Consider the following 20725-nt stretch of genomic DNA (forward strand, 5'->3'; position numbering starts at 1 on the left):
ATTACCGGCCCGCGTCGACCGTGGCGAAGGCCGCCCAGACCAGGGGCGAATGTTCGACGGCGCCACTCGCGCGCCAGGCCGCGAGCCGCGCGCGCTGCCAATCATTCAGTGCGGCAACCGGATCGGGACGCTCGTGGGCGGTATCGATGGCGCACACCGCGTCCTGCAGCGGACGGCTGTCCGGGGCCGCGCCGCCGAAGCGTTGGAAGGCCAGATCCGTCGGTAGCGCCCAGCGGCCCGCGGTCACCAATTCCGCTCCGCCGGTGAGCATTGCGGCCACCAGGCCGAGCGCTTCGCCGAAACGCAGATCGCCGCCGCTCTCGCAGGCGATGAGGGCTACTCGGCTGGGAATGGGCCAGAGTTGCGGGCCGGTGCGGGGGTCCTCGGTCAGGGTGTAGGTGCCCAGCAGCAGATCCCGCGCGGATAGCGGACGGTGATCGCGCTGCGCGGGGGCGAAGCCGAGTGTTTCCGCCGTGCACGCCAAATGCATTGTGGCCGACTCGCTCTGGCCGGAGTCGGGAGCGGCCGCGGTCACGTGCCCGATATAGAGCAACCGAGACGCGCCCGCTCGCAATGCCTCTCCCAGCCATACCCGGTCCACATCGGTTCGGCGGAACGCGGCGACCGGATCACTGACCTCGGGCGTCAGCCGATCCTGTCCCGCGTACTCGGCGACGAGCTTGGTCAGCGGCGCGTCCAACTCCATTCGGCCGAGCACCGAGCCGAGGGCGGAGTCCGCGCGGAAGCCGGGGACGCGGGGGTCCAGCACCGCGACGACGGGCAGCTCTCGCGCATCGGCCCAGGAGCGCCCCACCCGCGCGGGCGCGTGCACGATGCCCGGCGGCGCGAGCAAGCTCACCTCGGCGATATCCACCAGTCGCACACCGGAATCCGGGGCGATCAACTCCCACGGAATCTGCGCCACCCGGGGCGACGGCTGGATCCGGATACGCGGGCGCACCCCCGCCACATGCAATTCGTAGAGCCGGACCGCGAGCTGATACGGCAGGAAGGTCGCCGATAGGAATCCGGCCAGCGCCTCCTCCGTGGCGACCGTGGCCAATTCGCCCGTGGTCAGCGCGGCTTGCAGCCCCGCCTCCCCCGTGGTCGGCAGCGCCGCCGCGAACCGCCGCACCGCCGCGACGACCTGTTCCTCGGGCACCACGCCGATTCCCGGTGCGCCGCCGTCGTTCTCCCATCGCCAGGAGATGAACAGATCCCCGGCATCGGCCATTCGAACGTAGGCCGTGGGTTGACCGGTCATGAGTGCACCACCCGGCTGTCACGCAGGGGGCGGCCGTAGCGCTGTTCGGCGACGGAAATCGCCGCGGCCAGCGCGATATGGCCGTCGGGGGCCACGGCTACCCGAGGCGGCAGGGCTACCGGCAGGCCCGCACGCGCAGCCACGGCGGCCAGGGCGTTACCCAGTTGCAGAGCGTCGTTGATGGGACCGGGGTTGGCGGGCAGGGGTTCCAGGGGATCGAGGGTGTCCAGGGTGGGGTGGTTCGGTTGTGCGGCGAGGCGGTCGATATCGAGGGTGGTTCCGGCGCAGGCGGTTTCGATGAGGTCGGCGATCAGAGTCGCGTCACCGGCGAGGAATCCGAAGCGGAAGGCCAGGCGCATGGCGGGATCGGCCATGCGGCGGTTCCAGTTCTCGCGCTGTGCGCCGTCGGGGAGTTCGTAGCGCACGGCGTCCAGGGCCAGTGCGGCGGGCACGGCCAGGTCGACCGCCCTGGGCAGCAGTTCGGGCGTGGCTTCGAGCAGGGGCTCGAGCAGGCCCGCATGCCAGAAGTCCACCTGCGCGCAGAGCAGGCCGAGGCCGTGTTCGGCGTAAATGGCTCGGGCGGTGGCCAATTCGGCTTCACCGTCCGGGTAGCGACCGGCGGCGAAGGCCAGGGTTGCCAGGCGGGTGCGCACATCGGCGGCGTCGACGATGACGCCGGATTCCTCGAAGTGCCGCAGTGCGCGCCGATAGTGCGCGTCCGCCAGTTCGGGCCGATCGCGGCGTTCGGCGATCAAACCCATGACCTTCCAGCCGATTCCGGCGCGATGCGCGTGACCGGAGGTCTCGAAGTACTCCTGCGCGGTGGTGAGCAGCGGTTCGGCCGCATCGTATCTGCCGGTGCGGGTGTGCATTACGGCCAGATTCTGCTGCGTCTCGGCCACGCCGTCGCCGTCACCGGCGGCGGTGAACGCGGCCAGGGCCTGCCCGGCGAAATCCTCCGCCAGCTCCCAGCGGCCGGTCTCGAAATGCGCGGCGGCCAGATTCATCAGCGAATGACCGACCTGATCGGGGGCGAAACGGGTTGCCGCGTCCAATGATTCGGTGGCGATCTCGATACTGCGCGCCCACTGCTGCCGATGCAGGGCGACCGCGCTCAATGACACCAGGCAGGCGTACCGCAACTCCAGCGGCGCGCCCTCGCCCGACAGTAACTCCCGAGCCTGCTCCAGCGCGTCCTGCGCACCGTCCAGGTCACCGAGCAACTGCAAAGCCTGCGACATATTGATCAATGCCGCCGGGCGCATGCGCGGCGCATCGGGGCCCATCTGCGCCAGCGCGTCCCGGAACAGTTCGGCCGCACCCGCGTGATCACCCAATTGATCGGTCACGCAGGCCGCGTTCACCATGGCGCACACCCGAATATCGCCGGTCTCGGTCGATACCGCGGTCTCGAATATCCGCAGCGCCTCCCCCAGCTCACCCCGCGCCATCGCCTCGGCTCCGGCCCGCAGTACCGCCGATTCCCCGGGTGTTCCACCACCGGTGGTCGCGACCACGTCAGAAGTCCGAATCGTCTGCGGCGGCGGCGATTTCGGCCAGCAGCGGCGCATCGGGGGAAACCCCGCCGAAGGTCGCACCGGGCACATCCGAGGAGACACCGAGGGGTGCGGCCGCCCGCCGCAGCCTTCCCGAAGCGAGTTCCCTTATACGACTGCGCAATTCAGACTCACCAGGCACCGACGGCGACGCGGCGTCGAGACGGGTCCCGGACGACCCTGGAAGCCGAGATGCGCTGGCTGAGCCCGCGACCGGCGATCCCACCGTCGCGGAGTATGACTCCGCACCCGGCGCGAGACCGAACCCGGGGACATAGACGTCCACACGAACTGTCGATCCCGTTGTGGCGAAAGCGATTTCACTGGACCAGCTACCACCGGACGATCGCAGCGCGACCTCGCGGACGTCTCCCCCGGTGGCCACCCGTGCCCACGGCCGCAGGTAGGCCGGGACCGCACCGGTCAACCCCGGGGCAGTTGCCACGGCGACCGCGATCGTAGTCACGCCCGCATCGCGAATCACCTGCCAGGACACCGCCTTCTCCGAGGCGTCCACCAGCCCGGGCGGACAGCAGCGCCAATCCCAGCCGCCCACGCCCCGCCCGAGCACCATCCCATTCGGGATCTCATCCCCCGCCGCCAGCGCGTAATCCGAAGCGCGCCCCAGACTCTCGACCCGGGCCTCGACCTCGGGCCCGATCGCGTCCGCGCCATCGAGCAGGGATTCACATTCCTCGGTGAGCTCGGCGATCTCCTGATCCAGCAACCGCTGATCCAGCGCCGCGATCCCATCCAGCGTGGACGCGGGCCACCACCGAGAAACCCACAGCGCGAACGCAAGCCGCCAAGCGCTCGCCGCGAGCCCGGACAAGGGTGCACCCACCGCGAACTCACCCGGCCGCGATTCCCCGGACAGGCCCGCAGCTCGGTCCCGATCGAACCCGATCGGGAAGGAAGCGTCGGCCCGCTCGGAGCTGTTCGCGTCCGGCGACGGGAGCGTGGGCCGATCCGTCCGGACCGTAGCGTCGGCCTGATCGAGGGCGAGGGCGATGGGCTCGCCGTAGATGGCCCACACCCATTCCTGGGCGAGCTCCACATCGTCGATGACGGCCGCGGGAAGTGCCGGTCCCGCAAGCACATTCCAGGTGAGGTGGCCGCCCGCGACCTCGAGCACCATGACATCCAGGCGTGGCGCGGCATCGAGCACGGTCGCGGCTCCGGCGGGCATGATGCCGCGCAGCCCGTCGCCGAGCCGCCGAATGAGCAATCCCGTCTCCGTCATCCCGCCCTCGATTCCAGCTCATCGAGTTCGGCCGCCACCGCGGTCGCCGCCAATGCCTTCTTCACCCGCATCCGATGATCCAGCATGACCGACCGCGCCACCCCGTCCAGCAGATCCCACAGCTCATCCGCCTCGTACACCGGCACCTCACGCACATCCCGCCCGTGCACCCGCGCCCATAATCGCCGCAGATACGGCCGCCATGGCACTTGAAGATCGGCCGCGATCACAGCCAGCGGCCCGGGTGTGCTTACGGCTCCCGGTGTTTCGAGACTCCCGAGCGCATCGGCACCCACGAGCGGCACCGCGCCACCCAATTCGCTGCCCGTGCCGAAACCCGTGGCACCGTTCGAAACGGCCGCGCCGTGGAGACCCGCCACGTCGTTCGAAACCACCTCGCCGATCGAACCAGTCACCGCCGACGTCGCCGCCGTCGGTGCCGCGGCGGCTGTGAGCGATGTGGGGCACACCATCATCCGGCGCGCCTGGAGCACATACGCCTCGCGCTGCCAGCGACCGTTGATCACTCGTGCGGCGACCGACGTGACACCGGTTTCCGGCCCACGCGTGCCGTGTCCGTTGGCCGGCGCGCCCGCCAGCGACGATCCGATATCGTTGGGCGCGTTGACAATCGGCCGCAGTTGCAATGCCAGATGCGCTCCCGCCGCCGCGGCCAGGCGCAGCGATTCATCCAGTAGGGCCCAGGGCGAGCAGGACCGCGCGATCTCGGCGTCCACCAACTCCGGGATGGGCGGCAGGTCCGCGCGCTCGCTCGCCGCCTGCAGGACGGTGAACACCCGCTCGTGAATGGTCCGGTCGAATGGCAGACCCAGGCTCGCCTTCGAGGCGGATGCGCCTACACGCGGCGGCTGCGGCGCGGGATAGGCGGTCAGCCCGAGGTATTGAGCGGAGGGGACCGGACCGGCGGCTACTACCGAACCCTGCCCCGCCGGAATCGCGGCCGCCGCGTCACTGCCCTGTGCGAGCCAGAGGCGGATGCCGTGGTGGGTGCCGATGGAGGCCGCGATCAGATCGTCGATGTCCACTTCGGGCTCGGGTTCGCCGAGGCGGGCGGCGGCGCAGGCGTTGAGCAGGTCGGTGAGCGGCTCGGTGTGATCGGGGGTGGTGGTGAGCGGGCGGCGTCGCCAGGCGGTCGCGATCAATTCGGCCAGGTCACCGGATTGTTCCGGATCGGCGAGGAATTCCTTGAGCGCCTGGGTGGTGCGGCCCGCGGTGAGGTTGTGGATTTCCAGCAGGGCGTCCTCCGCCGCACCGCGATCGGCGACCGCATCGGGCATACCGGACACGGTGGCGAGTTCGTAGCAGCGCTGGAAGTACAGGTCCTGGGCATTGCCCGCGGTGATGCGCAATGCCCGGCGGACCTGTTTGAGCAGCGTGAACCAGGCGGCGGTGGCCCGCAGCACGTCGGCGGCGGCATTGATGCGGGTGGTCAGCAGCACCGCGCCGTCGGCAGTGAGGATGGAGCCCGCGCATTCGGGATGCTGGACCGGCCGGATGACCAGCGGGTCCAGGATGAGTTTCACGGTGCGGCGCAGCGGCCCGCCGTGCGGCCCGCTGAGGGCTTCCACACCGTCCAGGCGGCGCCAGACCTCATCCAGCACCATGGCCCGCGGTCGTCGCATTCGCCCAGGTTAGCGGAGTTTGTCCGGAAATCGCGCGGCAAAAGTTGGTATCGGTAGGACACCGCACCCTTCCTACGGTTCTCTCATCGGCCCCGAACGCGAGCCGAACCGAGAAGAACTGGGAAACACCATGAACACCAAGTCGATTCGCCTGACCGCCGCTATCGCCGCCGCCGCGGCCGCCGCCCTGGTCGTCACCGGATGCAGTGACAACTCCAGCAGCAGCTCCCCCTCGACCAACTCCGCCACCTCGGCGGCCGCCACCTCGGCCACCCCCGGCAACACCGCCCCGGCCGGCGGCAAGTCCAGCGCCACCGTCGACGGTAAGGCCCTGGACGCCAAGTTCGACACCACCTGCGTGAAGCAGGGCGGCACCCTGGCGCTGGCGCTCACCGATACCGCCAACTCCAACTACGGCCAGCTCAGCGTGAGCGCGACGCTCACCGGCGACGACACCGTGCAGGCGGTCGGCATCGCGGGCTCCAAGGGCGGCAGCAACGGTATGCCCTACGCGGTCGGCTACGGCAACGGCGCGCCCGGCGGCTCGGCCAAGGTCGTCAAGAACGGCAATACCTACACCGTCACCGGTGAGGGTGTCGGCGCTCCGGATCTCACCAATCCCACCGCCGGGGTCAAGAACTCGAAGTTCGAGATCGTCTTCGCCTGCGCGAACATCGTCGGTTCCTGATCGAACCGAGGCGGCGCCCGACTGCTATCCCCGCTCATGCCGCGCCGGGCATGAGCGGGATAAAACCCCTTACGCAGCACCATAATTCCGATTACGAGGACATCATGAAGAATCAGATCCGCACCGCCGCAGTCATTTTCGCCGTCCTGGGGATCGGCTACTACCTCTGGCACGGTCTCACCTCCACCGACTTCCTGCCCTGGGTGGGCTGGCAGATGAGTCTGCCGATCATCGCCCTGACCATCGTCCCGATCGCGTTCGCCTTCACCGGCGACAGCGCGCTGTCGGCGCTGACCGGCAACAACAGCTCCGAATACCGCAACGGCCTGATGGGCCTGGGCACCGTGGAATCGGTGCGCAATACCGGTGTCTCGCTCAATGATCAGCCGCAGGTGCGCATCGACTTCCGGGTCGAGGGCGCGGACGGCAAGGTCTTCCCGGCGTACGCCAAGATGATCGTGCCGCTCACCGAACTGGCCCTGCTGCGCCCCGGCGTGGTGCTGCCGGTCCGCTATCTGCCCGAGCGCCCCGACCGCGTCGAGGTGGATCTGTCCGGTGATTCCTCCGCCGCGCAGAACGCCATGAACCAGGCCATGATTCGCAAGGGCATCACCACCCAGGCCAAGCTCGATATCGCCCGCAACGGTATTCCGGCGCAGGCCGTGGTGAGCGCGCTGTCGGTGCCCGGCGAGATCCGCGACGGCCACCCGCGACTGGATCTGACCCTGATCGTCACCCGCCCCGACGGCAGCACCTTCGAGGCGCGGACGGAGAAGTTCCTCCCTCCTACCCAGGTCGGGCAGGTGCAGATCGGACGGGTGGTGCGGGTGCACTATCTGCCCGGACAGGAACAGGACCTGGTCATCTCGCTTCCGGTGAACTCCGGCTCTTGAGAATCGCCGGGGGTACCGCGTACGAAAATCGGAAAACCTAGCGCCGCAGGCTTATTCAGCCCGCGGCGCTTTTGCCGTCTCACAGCCCGAGTTGCCCCTGCAAACCCCAGTAGGCCCGGGTCAGCGCGCCGTCGACGCCGAATTCGACGCGCAGCTCGTACAGGCCGAAATGGCCGATCAGCATTTGCGGTTCGCCGACGAACAGGGTCGGGATACCGAAGTGCTCGAAGTAGCCGACGATCATCTCCCGCATGGTGCGGTAGCGGTTCTCGACATCGGTGAGCGGGTTCAGCAGATTGGCGGTGACCTCGAAGATGGTGGCCGCGAAATCCGGATCGGTACCCGGCGGGGTGATGCGCGGATCGGTGATCGCCAGGCACCGGAAACCGGAGCCGTCCTCGAGCGGTACGTGCACCCAGCCGACACCGCCGCCCAGGTGCACCGCCGCGGTGGTGAGCAGATCGGCCGCATTGGCCGGTTTGAACGCCGGTCCCAGTGAGACTCGCTCGGCGGCAAGATGATTCGCACCGGCCTCGAACGCCGCGCGACGTACGGCGGCACTGCCCGGCCAGCCGTTCCCGGCCCAGATCCAGGTATCGGTGGCGAATTCGTAGTGACCGAGTTCGACTGCCGCCAAAGCCAATTCGGGAAGTTCGGCAATGCCGTAGCGGCCCGTGACCGAATCCCAGGTGGGCGTCGGGGATTCCAGTTCCCGCAAACCCGTCGCGAAATCGAGCAGACCGCGCTTGAACCCCATCGCGATGGCCGAAGCGGGCGCGAGCCGAGCCAACAGCTCATCGGGGATGAACGGCTGTCGCGGCGGGCGCGGTCTCTCGGCCGTAATCGGCTGTTGTGCAATACCTTCCGCGTTCACGACGCTGGCGTCGACGATATTGTCCCGTTCGTCGATGCGCGCGAGCAACCGGTAGCCGCCGGGCAGATCCAGTTCATTGCCGCCGGGCACCTCGCGCACGATCAGGCCGTGCCGCCGGGCGTATCCGGCGATGACTGCCCGCGCCCCGCCGCCGAGCAGCAGATCCGAGGCGATACGCAGCCAGGTGGCCACATTGCCGGGATCGGGTTGCGCCAGTGCGACACTCTCGTCATCGATGGCGAGGTAGGTGTAGGCGCGGCCACCGTGATTGAACTTGGTCATCCCGCGCGCACCGAGCACGCCCTGCGCGATCAGCGACAGATGGTCGGCGGCGAGCTTCGGATCGTGGAAACCGCCCAGATCCAGCAGTTCGGTGGTGAACTCCGGAATCCCATGTGCCGCACCGATTTCCTGTAGCCGCACCGAATGCCGGGTGCCGGGTAGTCCGGCCAGATCCGGTTTGGCCCAGGCCCACATGAAGGTCTGATCCTCGGCGAAGGTGCCCAGCTGTCCCGACCGCGCCAGCTGCCGATCACCGATCCAGGCCAGTCCGGCATCCAGATCGCAACCGGTGCGACCCGGTGCGATCTGCTCCATGAACCAGTTGTACTGCTCGATGCCACCGCCGAGATATCCCCGCGCGAAGGACAGCAACTCGCTACTGAAAGTGTCCACGGCAGGGCAGGCTACTACCCGGGGTCAGTCCTGGGTCCGGCGGTCGAAAACCTGCGGGCGGGCGATCCGCAGCGCCGTTGCGATCGCGCCGAGAAGTACTGCGTCATCGCCCAATTCACTGGAGGCCACCTGCGGGCGCAGCGGCGTGGAGCGTTGCAGCGCGGCGCGCACCTCGTCGAGGTAGAGGTCCGCGCTGTGCCCGAGGCCGCCGCCGAGCGCGATGACATCGGGGTCCAGGACGGCGGTGACCGCGGCGACGACCAGTGCGACGCGTTCCCCCTCCTGGCGAACGACATTCGCGGCGATGGGATGGCCCGCGCGGGCGGCCTCGAAAACGCCTTTGGCCGTGAGTCGTCCGGTCATACCCTGTGCGCGTGCCGCTTTGACGACGGCCTCGGCGGAGACGGCTTCCTCCAGTGCGCCGCGGCGCGGGGCCTCGGTCTCGGGTGCCCCGAAAGTGGTTGGCAGGAAGCCGACTTCACCGGCCGCACCGTGCGCCCCGGTGAAAAGTTCACCCTGGGAGACGATTCCGACGCCGAGGCCGGTGCCGATCAGCACGTAGACGAACAGTCGGCTGCCGCGTCCCGCACCGAAGACGTATTCGCCCAGCGCCGCCAGATTGGCGTCATTGTGCACCGATAGTTCCGGGCCGCCGAGTCGCTCGCGAATGGTGTCGAGCAGTCCGGCGCGGCCCCAGCCCGGCAGGTTCACCGCGAAATGCATGCGGCCGTCCTGCGGATCGAAGACCCCCGGACTGCCCAGCGCGGCGTGGATTACCTGGTCGGCGGTGATTCCGGCGGTCGCGCAGACCTGTTCGGCCGCCCGCACCGCGATATCCGCGACGGCGGCGGCGGTACGGGCCTTGTTCGGGATATCGATGCGGGCCAGCACTTTTCCGGAGAGATCGGCGACGGCCGCGCGCAGATTGGCCCGGCCGATATCCAGGCCGAGCACATATCCGGCGGTGGGGTCGGGTTCGTACAGCACTGCGGTGCGCCCGCGTTCGGGCGCGACCGTGCCCATCTCACGGACCAGCCCACTGTGCTGGAGTGCGGCAAGGGCACTGGACACGGTCGGCTTGGAAAGCCCGGTGTCCCTGGCGAGTTGGGCACGGCTCGACGGGCCCGCGTTGCGCAGCTGTTCGAGCAGCAACCACTCGTTATTGCTGCGCAGGCGCTGCCGGTTCCAGGGGACTTCTTCCATCGCCTTCCGTTTCTCGCTCGGGTCGTCGGCTCAACTCTAGGCAAACGAATCTTGATGACCTCTTGACGGCAATAGTAAAGGAATTTAACTTTACTAAACCACTCGCTCGCTCAGCTCCCACCGGAGGAAGCCCCATGTCCGGTCCCCGCCAACTGCCCCGCAGTATCGGCCCCTTCCAGGCCACCGCCATCAATATGAGTCAGATGGTCGGCATCGGCCCGTTCGTCACCATTCCGCTCATGGTCGCCGCGTTCGGCGGCCCGCACGCCGTCATCGGCTTCGTCGCCGGGGCCGTGCTGGCCCTGGCCGACGGGCTGATCTGGGCCGAACTGGGTGCCGCCATGCCCGGCACCGGCGGCACCTACGTCTATCTGAAGCAGGCTTTCCAGTACCGCACCGGACGGCTCATGCCGTTCCTGTTCGTCTGGACCGCAATGCTTTTCATTCCGCTCATCATGTCCACGGGCGTGCAGGGGCTGGTGCAGTACCTGACCTACCTGTGGCCCTCGATGAGCGATACCCAGGGCGATATCGTCGGCGTCGCGGTGGTGGCGCTGGTGATCGCGCTGCTGTGGCGGCGGGTGGCCTCGATCGGGAAGATCAGCGTCGTCATGTGGACGGTCATGATCATCTCGGTGGCGGCGGTCATTCTGGCCTCGTTCACGCATTTCCATCCGGATATGGCGTTCACCTGGCCCGAGCACGCGATCGACCTGGGCAGCAACACTTTCTGGCTGGGGTTCGCCTCCGGCCTGACCATCGGCATCTACGACTACCTCGGCTACAACACCTCGGCGTACCTCGGCGGGGAGCTGAAGAATCCGGGGCGGGTGCTGCCGCGTTCGATCATCTTCGCGATTCTCGGGGTGATGAGCATCTACCTGCTCATGCAGATCGGCGTACTGGGCGTGACCAATTGGAAGGACATGCTCGACCCGGACAATGTGGCCTCGCGATCGGTCGCCTCGGCGGTGCTGGAGACGACCATGGGCAAGGGCGCGGCGCAGGTGGTGACCGGGCTCATCCTGATCACCGCGTTCGCCTCGGTGTTTACCGGACTGCTTGGCGGGTCGCGGGTGCCGTTCGACGCCGCGCATGATCGGGTGTTCTTCAAGGCATTCGGGCGACTGCATCCCAAGTACGAGTTCCCGGTGCTCGGCCTGATCGCCATGGGCGTGGTGACCGCGGGCGGATTCCTGCTGGCACGGCATATCGGGACCTCGGCGACGCATCCGCCACTGGCGGTGCTGATTTCACTGCTCACCACCGTGATGGTGATCGTGCAGGCGCTGGCGCAGATCGCGGCGGTGATCGTATTGCGCAGGCGGCAGCCGGATCTCGTGCGGCCGTACAAGATGTTCCTGTATCCGCTGCCCGCGATCGTGGCGGCTATCGGCTGGCTGGTCATCTACGGCTACGCGGACAAGTCGAATCCCGGTGTGCATCCAATCGAATGGTCGCTGGCCTGGGTGGCGCTCGGTGGTGTCGCGTTCCTCATCTGGGCGCGAGCGGAGAAGGTATGGCCGTTCGGCCCCAAGGAGATTCGGGAGGAGTACCTGACGCCCGAACCCGAAGCCACCGAAACCGTCGCCGACTGAAGGATTTCCGTGCGGCGCGATACCGATATCGCGCCGGAGAACGATACCGAGATAGGCCGGGCCGCCACCTTCGCGGCGGCTCGGCCCGATGTGCAGCGAGGACGTCGAATGCCGCACGCAGCAAGTGAATTCGCCGTCATCGGCATTGATTTCGGCGGCACCAAGACCGAGATAGCGCTCGCCGATTCCCGCGGCGCGATCCTGGCCCGGGAACGCCTCGACACCCGAACCGATCTCGGCCCCGACCACATTCTGGGGCGCACCGCCGGCACCGTGCGGCGATTCGAACAGCTCGCGCGTGAGGGGCATGACCTGTCCGTCACCGAATGGGCGGCGGTGTGTCCCGGCATCATCCGGGCCGACGGCATCCAGTTGACCCCCAACCTGCCCGGTTGGGAGACGCTGGCGCTGTCGGCCCGGCTCGCAACGGAATTCGGGGTGCCCGCGGTGCGGGTCGCCAATGACGTGCGAGCCGCCGCGCTCGCCGAAGTCCGCTTCGGCGCGCTGCGCGGTGTGGACACCGGGATCTACGTCAGCCTCGGCACCGGGATAGCGGCCGCGCTCATCGTCGGCGGCCGCGTCATCCCCGGCGCGCATCAGGCCGCCGGGGAGATCGCCTACATGAATCCCGGCAACTACCCCGTCGGCGCGGTAGCCGTGGGCCGAGCGCCCCTGGAGGAATTGGTGGCCGGACGCGCTCTCGGCGAACGCGCCTCCGCCCGGCTCGGCACCCCGATCACCAGCGCCGAACTCTTCCACCGCACCGACGCCGAAGCACGAAACCTGGTGCGGCACACACTGGAAACCCTGGCCACAGCACTGGCCAACCTCGCCGTCTTCGTAGACCCCGCCCGCATCGTCCTGGGCGGCGGCATGATGGCCGCCGCCGACCACATCCTCCCGGCCCTCACCGACCTGATCGCCACGGCCACCCCGTACCCACCCGAAATCCACGCCGCCCACTTCCTCGAAGACGCCTCCCTACACGGCGCAATAACCCTCGCCCTAAACACCGAATCCCTCGCCCCCACCCCGTAATCCCCGAGGGACGCGCGGCCCGATTCGTCCGCCTACCGCGATACCAACCCGGCGGGGCCACATCACGTCCCGATCCGACTGACATACCCGGAGGAATCCGATGACCGATACCCGACTCGGCAGACTGATGGAAGCCGAGATGCGTGATCAGCCGCGCGTGCTCGCCGCGCTAGCCGACCGCTTCACCAGGATTGGCAGTGAAGTCGCAGAGCTCTTCACCCGTGCGGGCGAGGGGTTCGCAGATAGCAGCGACGGTGGTGGCGCGAGGTCCAATCACACTGCGGCGGGCGACCCCGCCGGTGTCGCGGACAGCCCAGTCGGCGTTGCGGAAGGGCCCGTCGGCGTTGCGTTTCTGGCTCGTGGGTCATCCGATAATGCCGCGTTGCTGGGGCGGTACGCGGTGGAGTTGCAGACCGGGTTGCCGACGTGTCTGGTGGCTCCGAGTATTGCCACCGCGTATGGGCGCGAGCCTGCCGGGTTTCGGGGGTGGCTGCTCATCGCGCTGTCGCAGTCGGGGCGGACGCCGGAGATCGTGGATCTGACCCGGCGCTATATCGCGGCGGGGGCGAAAGTGGTTGCGGTCACCAATGATCCGGATTCGGCGCTGGCGCGGATCGCGGATTACACGGTGGCGCTGGAGGCCGGGCCGGAGCGGGCGGTGCCCGCGACCAAGACCGTGACCGCGCAGATGCTCGCGGTGCTGGCGATCGCGTCGGGGCTCGGGGCGGGCGGTATGACACAACTCGAGGCAGGCGAATTGCCAGCCGCCGCAGCCGATCTGCTGGCCGATGGCGGGGCGGTCGAGCGTGCTGCGGAGCTGCTCGCGACAGTCGATCGGCTGGCCGTGGTCGGGCGCAGTGCCTGCTATCCGGCGGCTCTGGAGACCGCGCTCAAACTTCAGGAGACCACCGGGCTTATGGCGCATGGTTTCTCCAGCGCGGATTTCCGGCACGGCCCGATCGTGGTCACCGGCCCGGGCGCGCCCGCATTGCTGATGGCGGGTTCCGGTCCGGCCGATACCGACACGCTCAACCTGCGCGAACCACTCAGCGCCCGGTATGCGCCGATTGTGCTGGCGGGCACCGCGACCGAAGCACCCATCACCTGGCCCGCGCTCGGAAACCTGGGCGAATGCCTGCTGGCGACCATTCGCGGTCAACAGCTGGCACTGGCCGTAGCAAGGGAATTGGGGATAGACGCCGACCATCCGACGGGCCTGGCCAAGGTGACTCTCACGCACTGATCAGTGCGACGGCTCGCCTTCGGCGGCGGAGGTCGGCGGTAATGGTCGTCAGCGGACTGTCGGTGGGCTGTCAGCGGACCCGGCCACTGTGGGAACCACGCCGGACACGGCGCTCAATCCCACACAGGAGTAAGCACATGAGCACCATCACACTCAGCAAGGACGACGCCCGCACCCTTCAGACCGCCGCCTACGGCGTGGTCACGCTGCTGGCGGCGGCCGATCCGGGCATGATCGCTTCCACCAAGGCCAGTGTCGCGGCAGCGCAGGCCCTGCGTACCGCCACCGGCCTGGTCGGTCATGCCCTGAACGACAAGCCGAAGCCGAACCTGAAGGCCGAAACCCTCGAAGGAGTGGCTCAGCTCGTGTTCCCCGCGCTGACCGCGTCGGTCCGGCTGCTGGAGCGGAAAGCCCCGGTGGAGGCCGAGAATTTCCGCCGCACCATTGCCACCGCGGTCGCGGCGGCGGCGCAGACCAGGTCCGGACGACCGCATCCGGCGACCGCCGAACTCATCCGGGAGATCGACTCGGCGCTGGGCAACTGACCCGCGCAACCCTGGTTGCCCGGAGGTAACAGACCGTTCTGCACTCTCGATTTCCGAGGTAGCGGGGCGGATCGGAACCGAAGGGCAGGCAGGGCGATGACGTTCATCAATGGGATCTCGAACGCGCTGTATCAGTATTCGATCGGGGCGCCGCAGGATGTTGTTGTCGGATGGTTGCTGTACGCGATCGGAATGTAGTTCCGCCGGGAGCAAGCGACATCACAGGCGGGCAATGACCTTGAATCTTGCGCACTGGGCTATGGTTGTAGCCGTTGAGTAGCGCGATCTTGCCTATTCTTCTCCGTCGTGGATGTCTTTTCCTTCGCGTCGGCCACGCAGCGAGGTCAGCAAGTGCGGACAAACAGTTCGGCACACCCCTGCGATTTCATCCGATGCTCGAAAGGCACCAGGAACCCCTATGACTTCTCATTCAACGAGCCCCGCCACGTCCTTCGCCGATTTCGGTGTGCGTCCCGCCCTGGTCGACGCCCTCGCGGCGAACGGCATCAGCTCGCCCATGCCGATTCAGGCCGCCACCCTGCCCGATGTGATCGCCGGGCACGATGTGCTCGCTCGCGGACGGACCGGCAGCGGTAAGACCCTCGCCTTCTCGGTGCCGATGGTGGAGCGCCTGGCCGCCGCCGGTGGTAGCCGCCGGCCGGGACAGCCGACCGGTTTGATCCTCGCCCCGACCCGTGAGCTGGCCACCCAGATCGCGACCGCGCTGGAGCCGATGGTCAAGGCGTGCGGATTGCGCGTGACCACCGTTTTCGGTGGCGTACCGCAGAATCGGCAGGCCAAGGCGCTCAAGGCCGGTGTCGATATCGTCGTCGCCTGCCCGGGACGGCTGGAGGATCTGATGAAGCAGCGCCTGGTGGCGCTGGATTCGGTGCGGATCACCGTGCTCGACGAGGCCGACCATATGGCGGATCTGGGCTTCCTGCCCGGCGTGACGCGCATTCTCGCGGCCACCCCCGCCGATGGGCAGCGACTGCTGTTCTCCGCGACCCTGGACAACGGCGTGGACAAGCTGGTGAAGCGGTTCATGCGGAATCCGTTGTCGCACAGCGTGGACGAGGCGCATTCGCCGGTTCCGGCGATGACCCACCACGTGTTCGAGGTCGGCGGCGCGGACGCCAAGAAGGATCTGGTCTACACCCTGGCCTCGGGCGAGGGACGCCGAATCCTGTTCATGCGCACCAAACATCACGCGCGCCGCCTCGCCAAGCAGCTGACCGCCGCGGGCATTCCGGCCACCGATCTGCACGGCAATCTCTCCCAGGCCGCTCGCGACCGCAACCTGGCCGCCTTCTCCGCGGGCACCGCGCGGGTCCTGGTCGCCACCGATGTGGCGGCGCGCGGCGTGCACGTGGACGACGTCGAACTCGTCGTACACGTGGATCCGCCCGCCGAACACAAGGCGTACCTGCATCGTTCGGGCCGCACCGCCCGCGCGGGCAGCGCCGGTGACGTGGTCACGGTCGTGCTCCCCGAACAGCGCAAGGATGTCGCCTTCCTGCTCCGCAAGGCGGGCATCGACACCAAACCCCAACAGGTGACCGCGCATTCGGCCCCGGTGACCGCGCTGGTCGGCCCCATCGCCGCCCTGGTCACCCCGCAGGCCGACGCCCCGCGCGTCGACGACCGCGATGATCAGCCCCCGCGTCGCGGCAACCGCCGCGGCAGCGCCTCCCGCATGGCCAAGGCCCGCGAGGGCGGCAACGCCCGCCGCACAACCGAATTCGGCGGCGCACGCGGTGACGCCCCCACCCGCCGCAATGGCGACGGCCCGGCCCGCGGCGACAACTCCGCCCGCCGCACCGGCGGCACCCGCAACGCGGACAACCGCGCCGCGGACGGCAACCGCGGCACCCGCGGCGACCGCAACTCCGACGCCAACCGCGGTACCGGAAGCGGCCGCAACTTCGAGGGCGACCGCACCGCGGGCAGCGGCCGTACTCGCGGCGCGGGCGTAACCGCCACTCGCGGCGCGCACGCCGCCGACCGGCGCGCCACCGCGGGCCCCGCCCCGCGCACCGGCGGCACCCGCCGCACCGCGGCCCCCGAGCGCGCCACGGCTACCGCCAACGGCCGCCCGCCCCGCACCGAGGACCGCGCCACCGCGACCAACGGAGCCCCGGCCCGCCGCCGCGCCTCCCGCCCCCAGGCCGCGGCCACCCGCGACCAAGCCGCACACTCCGGCCGCCGCTGATCCAGCGCGCACAACCGAATTCGAGCCCGGCCCGCCTCTCCACAGAGGCGGGCCGGGCTCGTTCCATACCGAGGGCGCTTGACCGACATCGTGCCGCGAGCCGCGCGCGGACGGCCGGGATATCAGGGAAGTGCCGCTGTACAGCGGTTGCGGTGGCGCGCCGCCGGTTGCGGGATCGGCGGGCGGGGTGGGATTCGGCGTCGTACAGTGGCGATGGTCGTCTATGGGAGGTAGGGGTCGTGCAGCCTAATCCACCGTTGGAACCGACCGCGGGTGAGCGGCTCTCGCATGCGGGGCGGATCTTCACCTCGGATCTGTCGGTCAATGAGTTCGCGCTATTGCACGGGGCCGGATTCGAGCCGATCGATCTGGTGATGGGGGTGTCGGTCTATCACGTGGGGTTCCAGTTCACCGGAATCCGGCAGCAGATGGAGTTGACGGTGCTGACCGAGGCCACCTATCGGGCGCGCTGGAATGCCATGACCCGGATGCAGGCCGAGGCGGACGCGTTGCACGCCGACGGCGTGGTGGGGGTGCGGCTGGAGTGGCGGCATGTGGGGACCGAGGCGAGCCATCTGGAGTTCATCGCGGTCGGCACCGCGGTGCGATTCACGCAGGAGCCGGGCAGGTTCCGCAGGCCGAACGGACAGGCGTTCACCAGTCATCTGTCCGGCCAGGACATGGTGACGCTGATGCGATCCGGTTTCGCGCCGGTGGCGTTCGTCATGGGAAATTGCGTATTCCACGTGGCCGTACAGGGTTTCATGCAGTCCATGCGCCAGATCGGCAACAATGTCGAGATGCCGCAGTGGACGCAGGGCAACTATCAGGCCCGCGAACTCGCCATGTCGCGCATGCAGGCCGAGGCCGAGCGGGACGGCGGGATCGGCGTCACCGGGGTGGAGTTCCAGATCCAGAACTATGCCTGGGGCCATCACACCGTCGAGTTCTACGCCGCCGGAACCGCGTTGCGCCGCACCGGATCCGGTGAGACGATCACCCCGCAGTTCGTCCTCCCGATGGGCGGCTGACCGGTGGATTTCGATCCGGAGCACGCGGCGCGGGTGATCGGCGCGGCACTGCACGGTCCCGGTGGGGTCGCGATGGTCTTCACCGTGTTCGCCGGGGTGCCGGGCGCGGTGCGCACGCCCGCCAAGCGCGGCCTGTTCCGCTCCGAACCCGAACGGCTGCAATTGGGTTCGTGGCGCTACCAGGTCACCGGTGATCAGCGTGTGCTGGCCGCGCACGTGGTGAACGGCATTGTGCTGGCCGAGGATGTGCTCACCGCGGCCGCGGTCGGACCGCATGTGGCGCGCGCCCTGTCCGATCTGGTGGCGGGTTTCGGCGAGCCCGCTGTTCCGCGCATCACAGCCGCGCTGGAGGTCTTGGAAACAGTCGGCTGACCGGGCGTTCACCTGCGAGTATTAGGGGGTGAAGCGCGACGTTTCCGCCCATCTCGACGTTCTTGTACATGCCGATTCCGTGCTCGAGTTCCAAATCGCCGTGGCGCGTCAGCCCGGTATGGATTTGAGCGAATCACTGGTGTTCGAATTGGACGGCCGGCGCTGTCAGGCGCGCGAGGTGCTCGGCCCGCACGGTACGCGAATTCACGTATTGCGCTGTGGCGCGGGGAATCTGCACGCGTATTACAGCGCGACGGTGCTCGGGACTGCGCTCGCCGAGCCCCCTTCGGAGTACGATCTCGCGATTTACACCCGCCCGAGCCGATTCGCCGAATCCGATAAGCTGCTGAATTTCGCCGCCGCCGAATTCGGCTGCGGCATAGATGATCCGGAAACCCCCGCCCGCGTCGCCGCCTGGGTCGCCCGCCGGGTCCGCTATCTCCCCGGCGGCAGCACCCCCAGTGACGGCGCGGTGGAGACCCTGCTGTCCGGCACCGGCGTCTGCCGCGATTTCTCCCACCTCACCGTCGCGCTGCTGCGCGCGGTCGGCGTGCCCGCCCGGGTCGCCTCGGCCTATCCCCCGGGCGGGGTTCCGATGGATTTCCATTCCGTCCCCGAGGCTTACGTGGGCGGCTCCTGGCGGGTCCTGGATCCCACCCGCATCGCCCCGCGCTCCACCCTGGTCCGCATAGCCACGGGCCGCGACGCCTCCGATATCGCCTTCCTCGGCAACCACGGTGGCGATATCACCGTGAACGGCCTGTGGGTCAACGCCTTCGTCGACGGCCCGCTCCCGTACGACGATTTCGAGCAGCCGCTGACCCTGGCCTGAGGGTCCGCGCCGGGTTCGCGGGCCCCGGAAGCCTGCACCAGATCCTGCCCCCTTCGCAGGATCTGGTGCCCTTCGAGCATGACTCAGCACCCCGGCTTCGATCACCCTCTCCGGAACCGGAAATCCTGGAAAAACGCTGATGGATGGGCCATTTCAAGACCGAAAAGGACTTTCCGGACCGGAAAGATTTGGCCGGAATCCAGTCGTTCCGCAATGACGCGCCCGCCCCGGAACCGCGAAATCCTCGCGTCTGCGGCGATTGCCGACGGTGTGCTCATGAAGGTGCGATGATGCTGATCGGCGATCGTGATCGCGGCACGGTCGAGGACGATATCGATCCCGTGGAAAGGCCGGCCATGACCGGATCGAAGCCCGTATCGACCTCGCGGCTGGCCCGCGGTTCCAAACTCGGTGCGGTGGTGGCCGTGCAGGCCGTTCGCAAGCGCCGGACCAAACTCGCCATGATCGGCAGATCGGCCGAGGTGCGCGCCCGCATGGCCGATGAGTCGGTAGTGCATCTGGCCGAATCACTGGTTTCGGTGCTCGGTCAGATGAAGGGCCTGGCGATGAAACTCGGGCAGCTGCTGTCGCTGCTCGATGTGGAGTTGGTGCCGCCGAGGTATCGGGAGAGCTTCCAGCGCCGCCTGGCGGTGCTGTTCGATCACGCGCCGCAGGTGGACTTCGCGGCCATGCGCGACGTCATCGAGGAGGATCTGGGCAAACCCCTCGACGAGCTGTTCGCCGAGTTCGAACCGGAGCCGATCGCGGCCGCCTCCATCGGGCAGGTCTACCGCGCACGGCTTTTCGACGGCACGGCCGTGGCGGTGAAGGTGCAGTATCCGGGCATCGATCTGGCGGTGCGCGCGGATCTGCGCAATCTCGGCATGCTGCGGGTGCTGATGCAGCAGGTGATGCTGCCCGGTTTCACCCTGGGCGTGCTGGACGAGATGCGCGCCAATTTCGAGAACGAACTCGACTACGAGGTCGAGGCCCGCACCCAGCGACATGTGGCGGATATGTACGCCGATCACCCGTTCATCACTGTGCCGCAGGCTTTTCCGGAGTACAGCAGCCGCCGCGTACTGGTGACCGAATACACCCCCGGCCTCGATTTCGAGGCCATGCGGGCGCTGCCGGACGCCGAACGCGATCGCATCGGCGAGATCGTCTACCGCTTCTACGTGGGTTCGCTGTTCGAGTTCGCCGAATTCTGCGGTGATCCGCATCCGGGCAATCTGCTGCTGCGCCCGGACGGTCGCGTGGCGTTCCTGGATTTCGGGCTCTACAAGCGAATGGCGCGCGAGCACATAGCCTTCGAGGCCACCTGTCTGCGCGCCGCGGCCGAGGATCGCGATGACGATCTGTACCGGCTCATGGTCGAGCGCGGTGTTATCGACGAGCAGTCCGGCGTCACCCCCGAGGAGTGCTACGACTACGTGCTGTCGGCGGCGGAGTGGAGCCTGGTGGACGAGGACCTGCCGCTGACCCCGGAGCTGGCCTCGGCCGCCTTCCTGCACGCGGTCGATCCGCGCATCGCCGAATTCGACGGTATGCGCAGGCAGAATCTGCCGCCGGAGCACCTGTTCTCCCGCCGGGTCGACTTCTGGACCTGCGCCACCCTGGGTCAGCTGCGCGCGACGGCGAACTGGCATCGCATTGCCCGGGAATGGCTGTACGACGAGGAGCCGATCACCGAACTGGGCCGCCTGCACCGAGATTGGCGAATGTGACCACCATCACCCCGTTAACGAACATAGCGTCATAGAGGATTTCACTGCGAATCACTCGTCCGGATCTTCCGGGCGTCGCGCACTG

The 20725-nt window shown here is 68.2% G+C and carries 17 protein-coding genes; 11 read left to right on the forward strand and 6 right to left on the reverse strand.

Annotated features, from left to right (window positions below; all coding sequences use genetic code 11):
• Position 1 precedes the first annotated feature (1 nt).
• From ACFC0O_RS45510 to ACFC0O_RS45525, 4 genes are all read right to left on the reverse strand, one after another.
• Complete coding sequence (locus ACFC0O_RS45510) at positions 2 to 1264, reverse strand: hypothetical protein (RefSeq protein ID WP_375968513.1); 1263 nt, start codon at positions 1262 to 1264, stop codon at positions 2 to 4.
• Positions 1261 to 2715: a tetratricopeptide repeat protein gene (locus ACFC0O_RS45515; RefSeq protein ID WP_375968622.1), complete on the reverse strand. Its 1455-nt coding sequence runs from the start codon at positions 2713 to 2715 to the stop codon at positions 1261 to 1263. The genes ACFC0O_RS45510 and ACFC0O_RS45515 overlap by 4 nt, the downstream gene beginning before the upstream one ends.
• Before the next feature lie 67 nt (positions 2716 to 2782).
• Positions 2783 to 4063 (reverse strand): hypothetical protein, encoded by a 1281-nt coding sequence (locus ACFC0O_RS45520; RefSeq protein WP_375968514.1) that lies wholly within the window; start codon positions 4061 to 4063, stop codon positions 2783 to 2785.
• The gene (locus tag ACFC0O_RS45525) at positions 4060 to 5688 is read right to left on the reverse strand and encodes a hypothetical protein (RefSeq protein WP_375968623.1); all 1629 of its coding nucleotides are present in this window, start codon (positions 5686 to 5688) and stop codon (positions 4060 to 4062) included. Before ACFC0O_RS45525 ends, ACFC0O_RS45520 begins: the two co-directional genes overlap by 4 nt.
• Before the next feature lie 148 nt (positions 5689 to 5836).
• Here ACFC0O_RS45525 and ACFC0O_RS45530 point away from each other — a divergent pair, with 148 nt between their 5' ends.
• Both ACFC0O_RS45530 and ACFC0O_RS45535 read left to right on the forward strand, forming a co-directional pair.
• Positions 5837 to 6394: a lipoprotein LpqH gene (locus ACFC0O_RS45530; RefSeq protein ID WP_375968515.1), complete on the forward strand. Its 558-nt coding sequence runs from the start codon at positions 5837 to 5839 to the stop codon at positions 6392 to 6394.
• 104 nt (positions 6395 to 6498) lie between these two features.
• Positions 6499 to 7287, forward strand: coding sequence for a hypothetical protein (locus ACFC0O_RS45535; RefSeq protein WP_375968516.1), 789 nt, complete (start codon positions 6499 to 6501; stop codon positions 7285 to 7287).
• Between the two features lie 79 nt (positions 7288 to 7366).
• On the opposite strand, the gene ACFC0O_RS45540 is transcribed toward ACFC0O_RS45535, so the two are convergent.
• Together ACFC0O_RS45540 and ACFC0O_RS45545 are read right to left on the reverse strand one after the other, a co-directional pair.
• Positions 7367 to 8836 carry a DUF6882 domain-containing protein gene (locus ACFC0O_RS45540; RefSeq protein ID WP_375968517.1) on the reverse strand — a complete coding sequence of 490 codons (1470 nt, stop codon included), beginning with the start codon at positions 8834 to 8836 and terminating at the stop codon, positions 7367 to 7369.
• Between the two features lie 24 nt (positions 8837 to 8860).
• Positions 8861 to 10039 carry an ROK family protein gene (locus ACFC0O_RS45545; protein ID WP_375968518.1) on the reverse strand — a complete coding sequence of 393 codons (1179 nt, stop codon included), beginning with the start codon at positions 10037 to 10039 and terminating at the stop codon, positions 8861 to 8863.
• A gap of 134 nt (positions 10040 to 10173) precedes the next feature.
• Between ACFC0O_RS45545 and ACFC0O_RS45550 the strand changes: the two genes are divergently transcribed.
• The 9 genes from ACFC0O_RS45550 (at position 10174) to ACFC0O_RS45590 (ending at position 20640) form a co-directional block, all read left to right on the forward strand.
• On the forward strand, positions 10174 to 11637 hold the full coding sequence (locus ACFC0O_RS45550; RefSeq protein WP_375968519.1) for an APC family permease: 1464 nt from the start codon (positions 10174 to 10176) through the stop codon (positions 11635 to 11637).
• Positions 11638 to 11646: 9 nt separating this feature from the next.
• A complete protein-coding gene (locus tag ACFC0O_RS45555) occupies positions 11647 to 12675 on the forward strand; it encodes an ROK family protein (protein ID WP_375968520.1) in 1029 nt (342 codons plus the stop codon).
• Between the two features lie 100 nt (positions 12676 to 12775).
• Positions 12776 to 13918, forward strand: a complete 1143-nt coding sequence (locus ACFC0O_RS45560; protein WP_375968521.1) for an SIS domain-containing protein — start codon at positions 12776 to 12778, stop codon at positions 13916 to 13918.
• Positions 13919 to 14055: 137 nt separating this feature from the next.
• Positions 14056 to 14463, forward strand: a complete 408-nt coding sequence (locus ACFC0O_RS45565; protein ID WP_375968522.1) for a hypothetical protein — start codon at positions 14056 to 14058, stop codon at positions 14461 to 14463.
• Positions 14464 to 14881: 418 nt separating this feature from the next.
• Positions 14882 to 16675 (forward strand): DEAD/DEAH box helicase, encoded by a 1794-nt coding sequence (locus ACFC0O_RS45570; protein WP_375968523.1) that lies wholly within the window; start codon positions 14882 to 14884, stop codon positions 16673 to 16675.
• Between the two features lie 239 nt (positions 16676 to 16914).
• Positions 16915 to 17706 carry a heavy metal-binding domain-containing protein gene (locus ACFC0O_RS45575; protein ID WP_375968524.1) on the forward strand — a complete coding sequence of 264 codons (792 nt, stop codon included), beginning with the start codon at positions 16915 to 16917 and terminating at the stop codon, positions 17704 to 17706.
• Positions 17707 to 17709: 3 nt separating this feature from the next.
• Entirely contained in the window at positions 17710 to 18078 is a 369-nt protein-coding gene (locus ACFC0O_RS45580) for a DUF5073 family protein (protein WP_364638710.1), read from the forward strand.
• A gap of 28 nt (positions 18079 to 18106) precedes the next feature.
• Positions 18107 to 18910 (forward strand): transglutaminase family protein, encoded by an 804-nt coding sequence (locus ACFC0O_RS45585; protein ID WP_375968525.1) that lies wholly within the window; start codon positions 18107 to 18109, stop codon positions 18908 to 18910.
• A 356-nt stretch (positions 18911 to 19266) separates the two neighbouring features.
• Positions 19267 to 20640 (forward strand): ABC1 kinase family protein, encoded by a 1374-nt coding sequence (locus tag ACFC0O_RS45590; protein ID WP_375968624.1) that lies wholly within the window; start codon positions 19267 to 19269, stop codon positions 20638 to 20640.
• Positions 20641 to 20725 lie beyond the last annotated feature (85 nt).

This window comes from Nocardia sp. NPDC056100 (assembly GCF_042266325.1).
In the GTDB taxonomy this organism is placed as follows: Bacteria; Actinomycetota; Actinomycetes; order Mycobacteriales; family Mycobacteriaceae; genus Nocardia.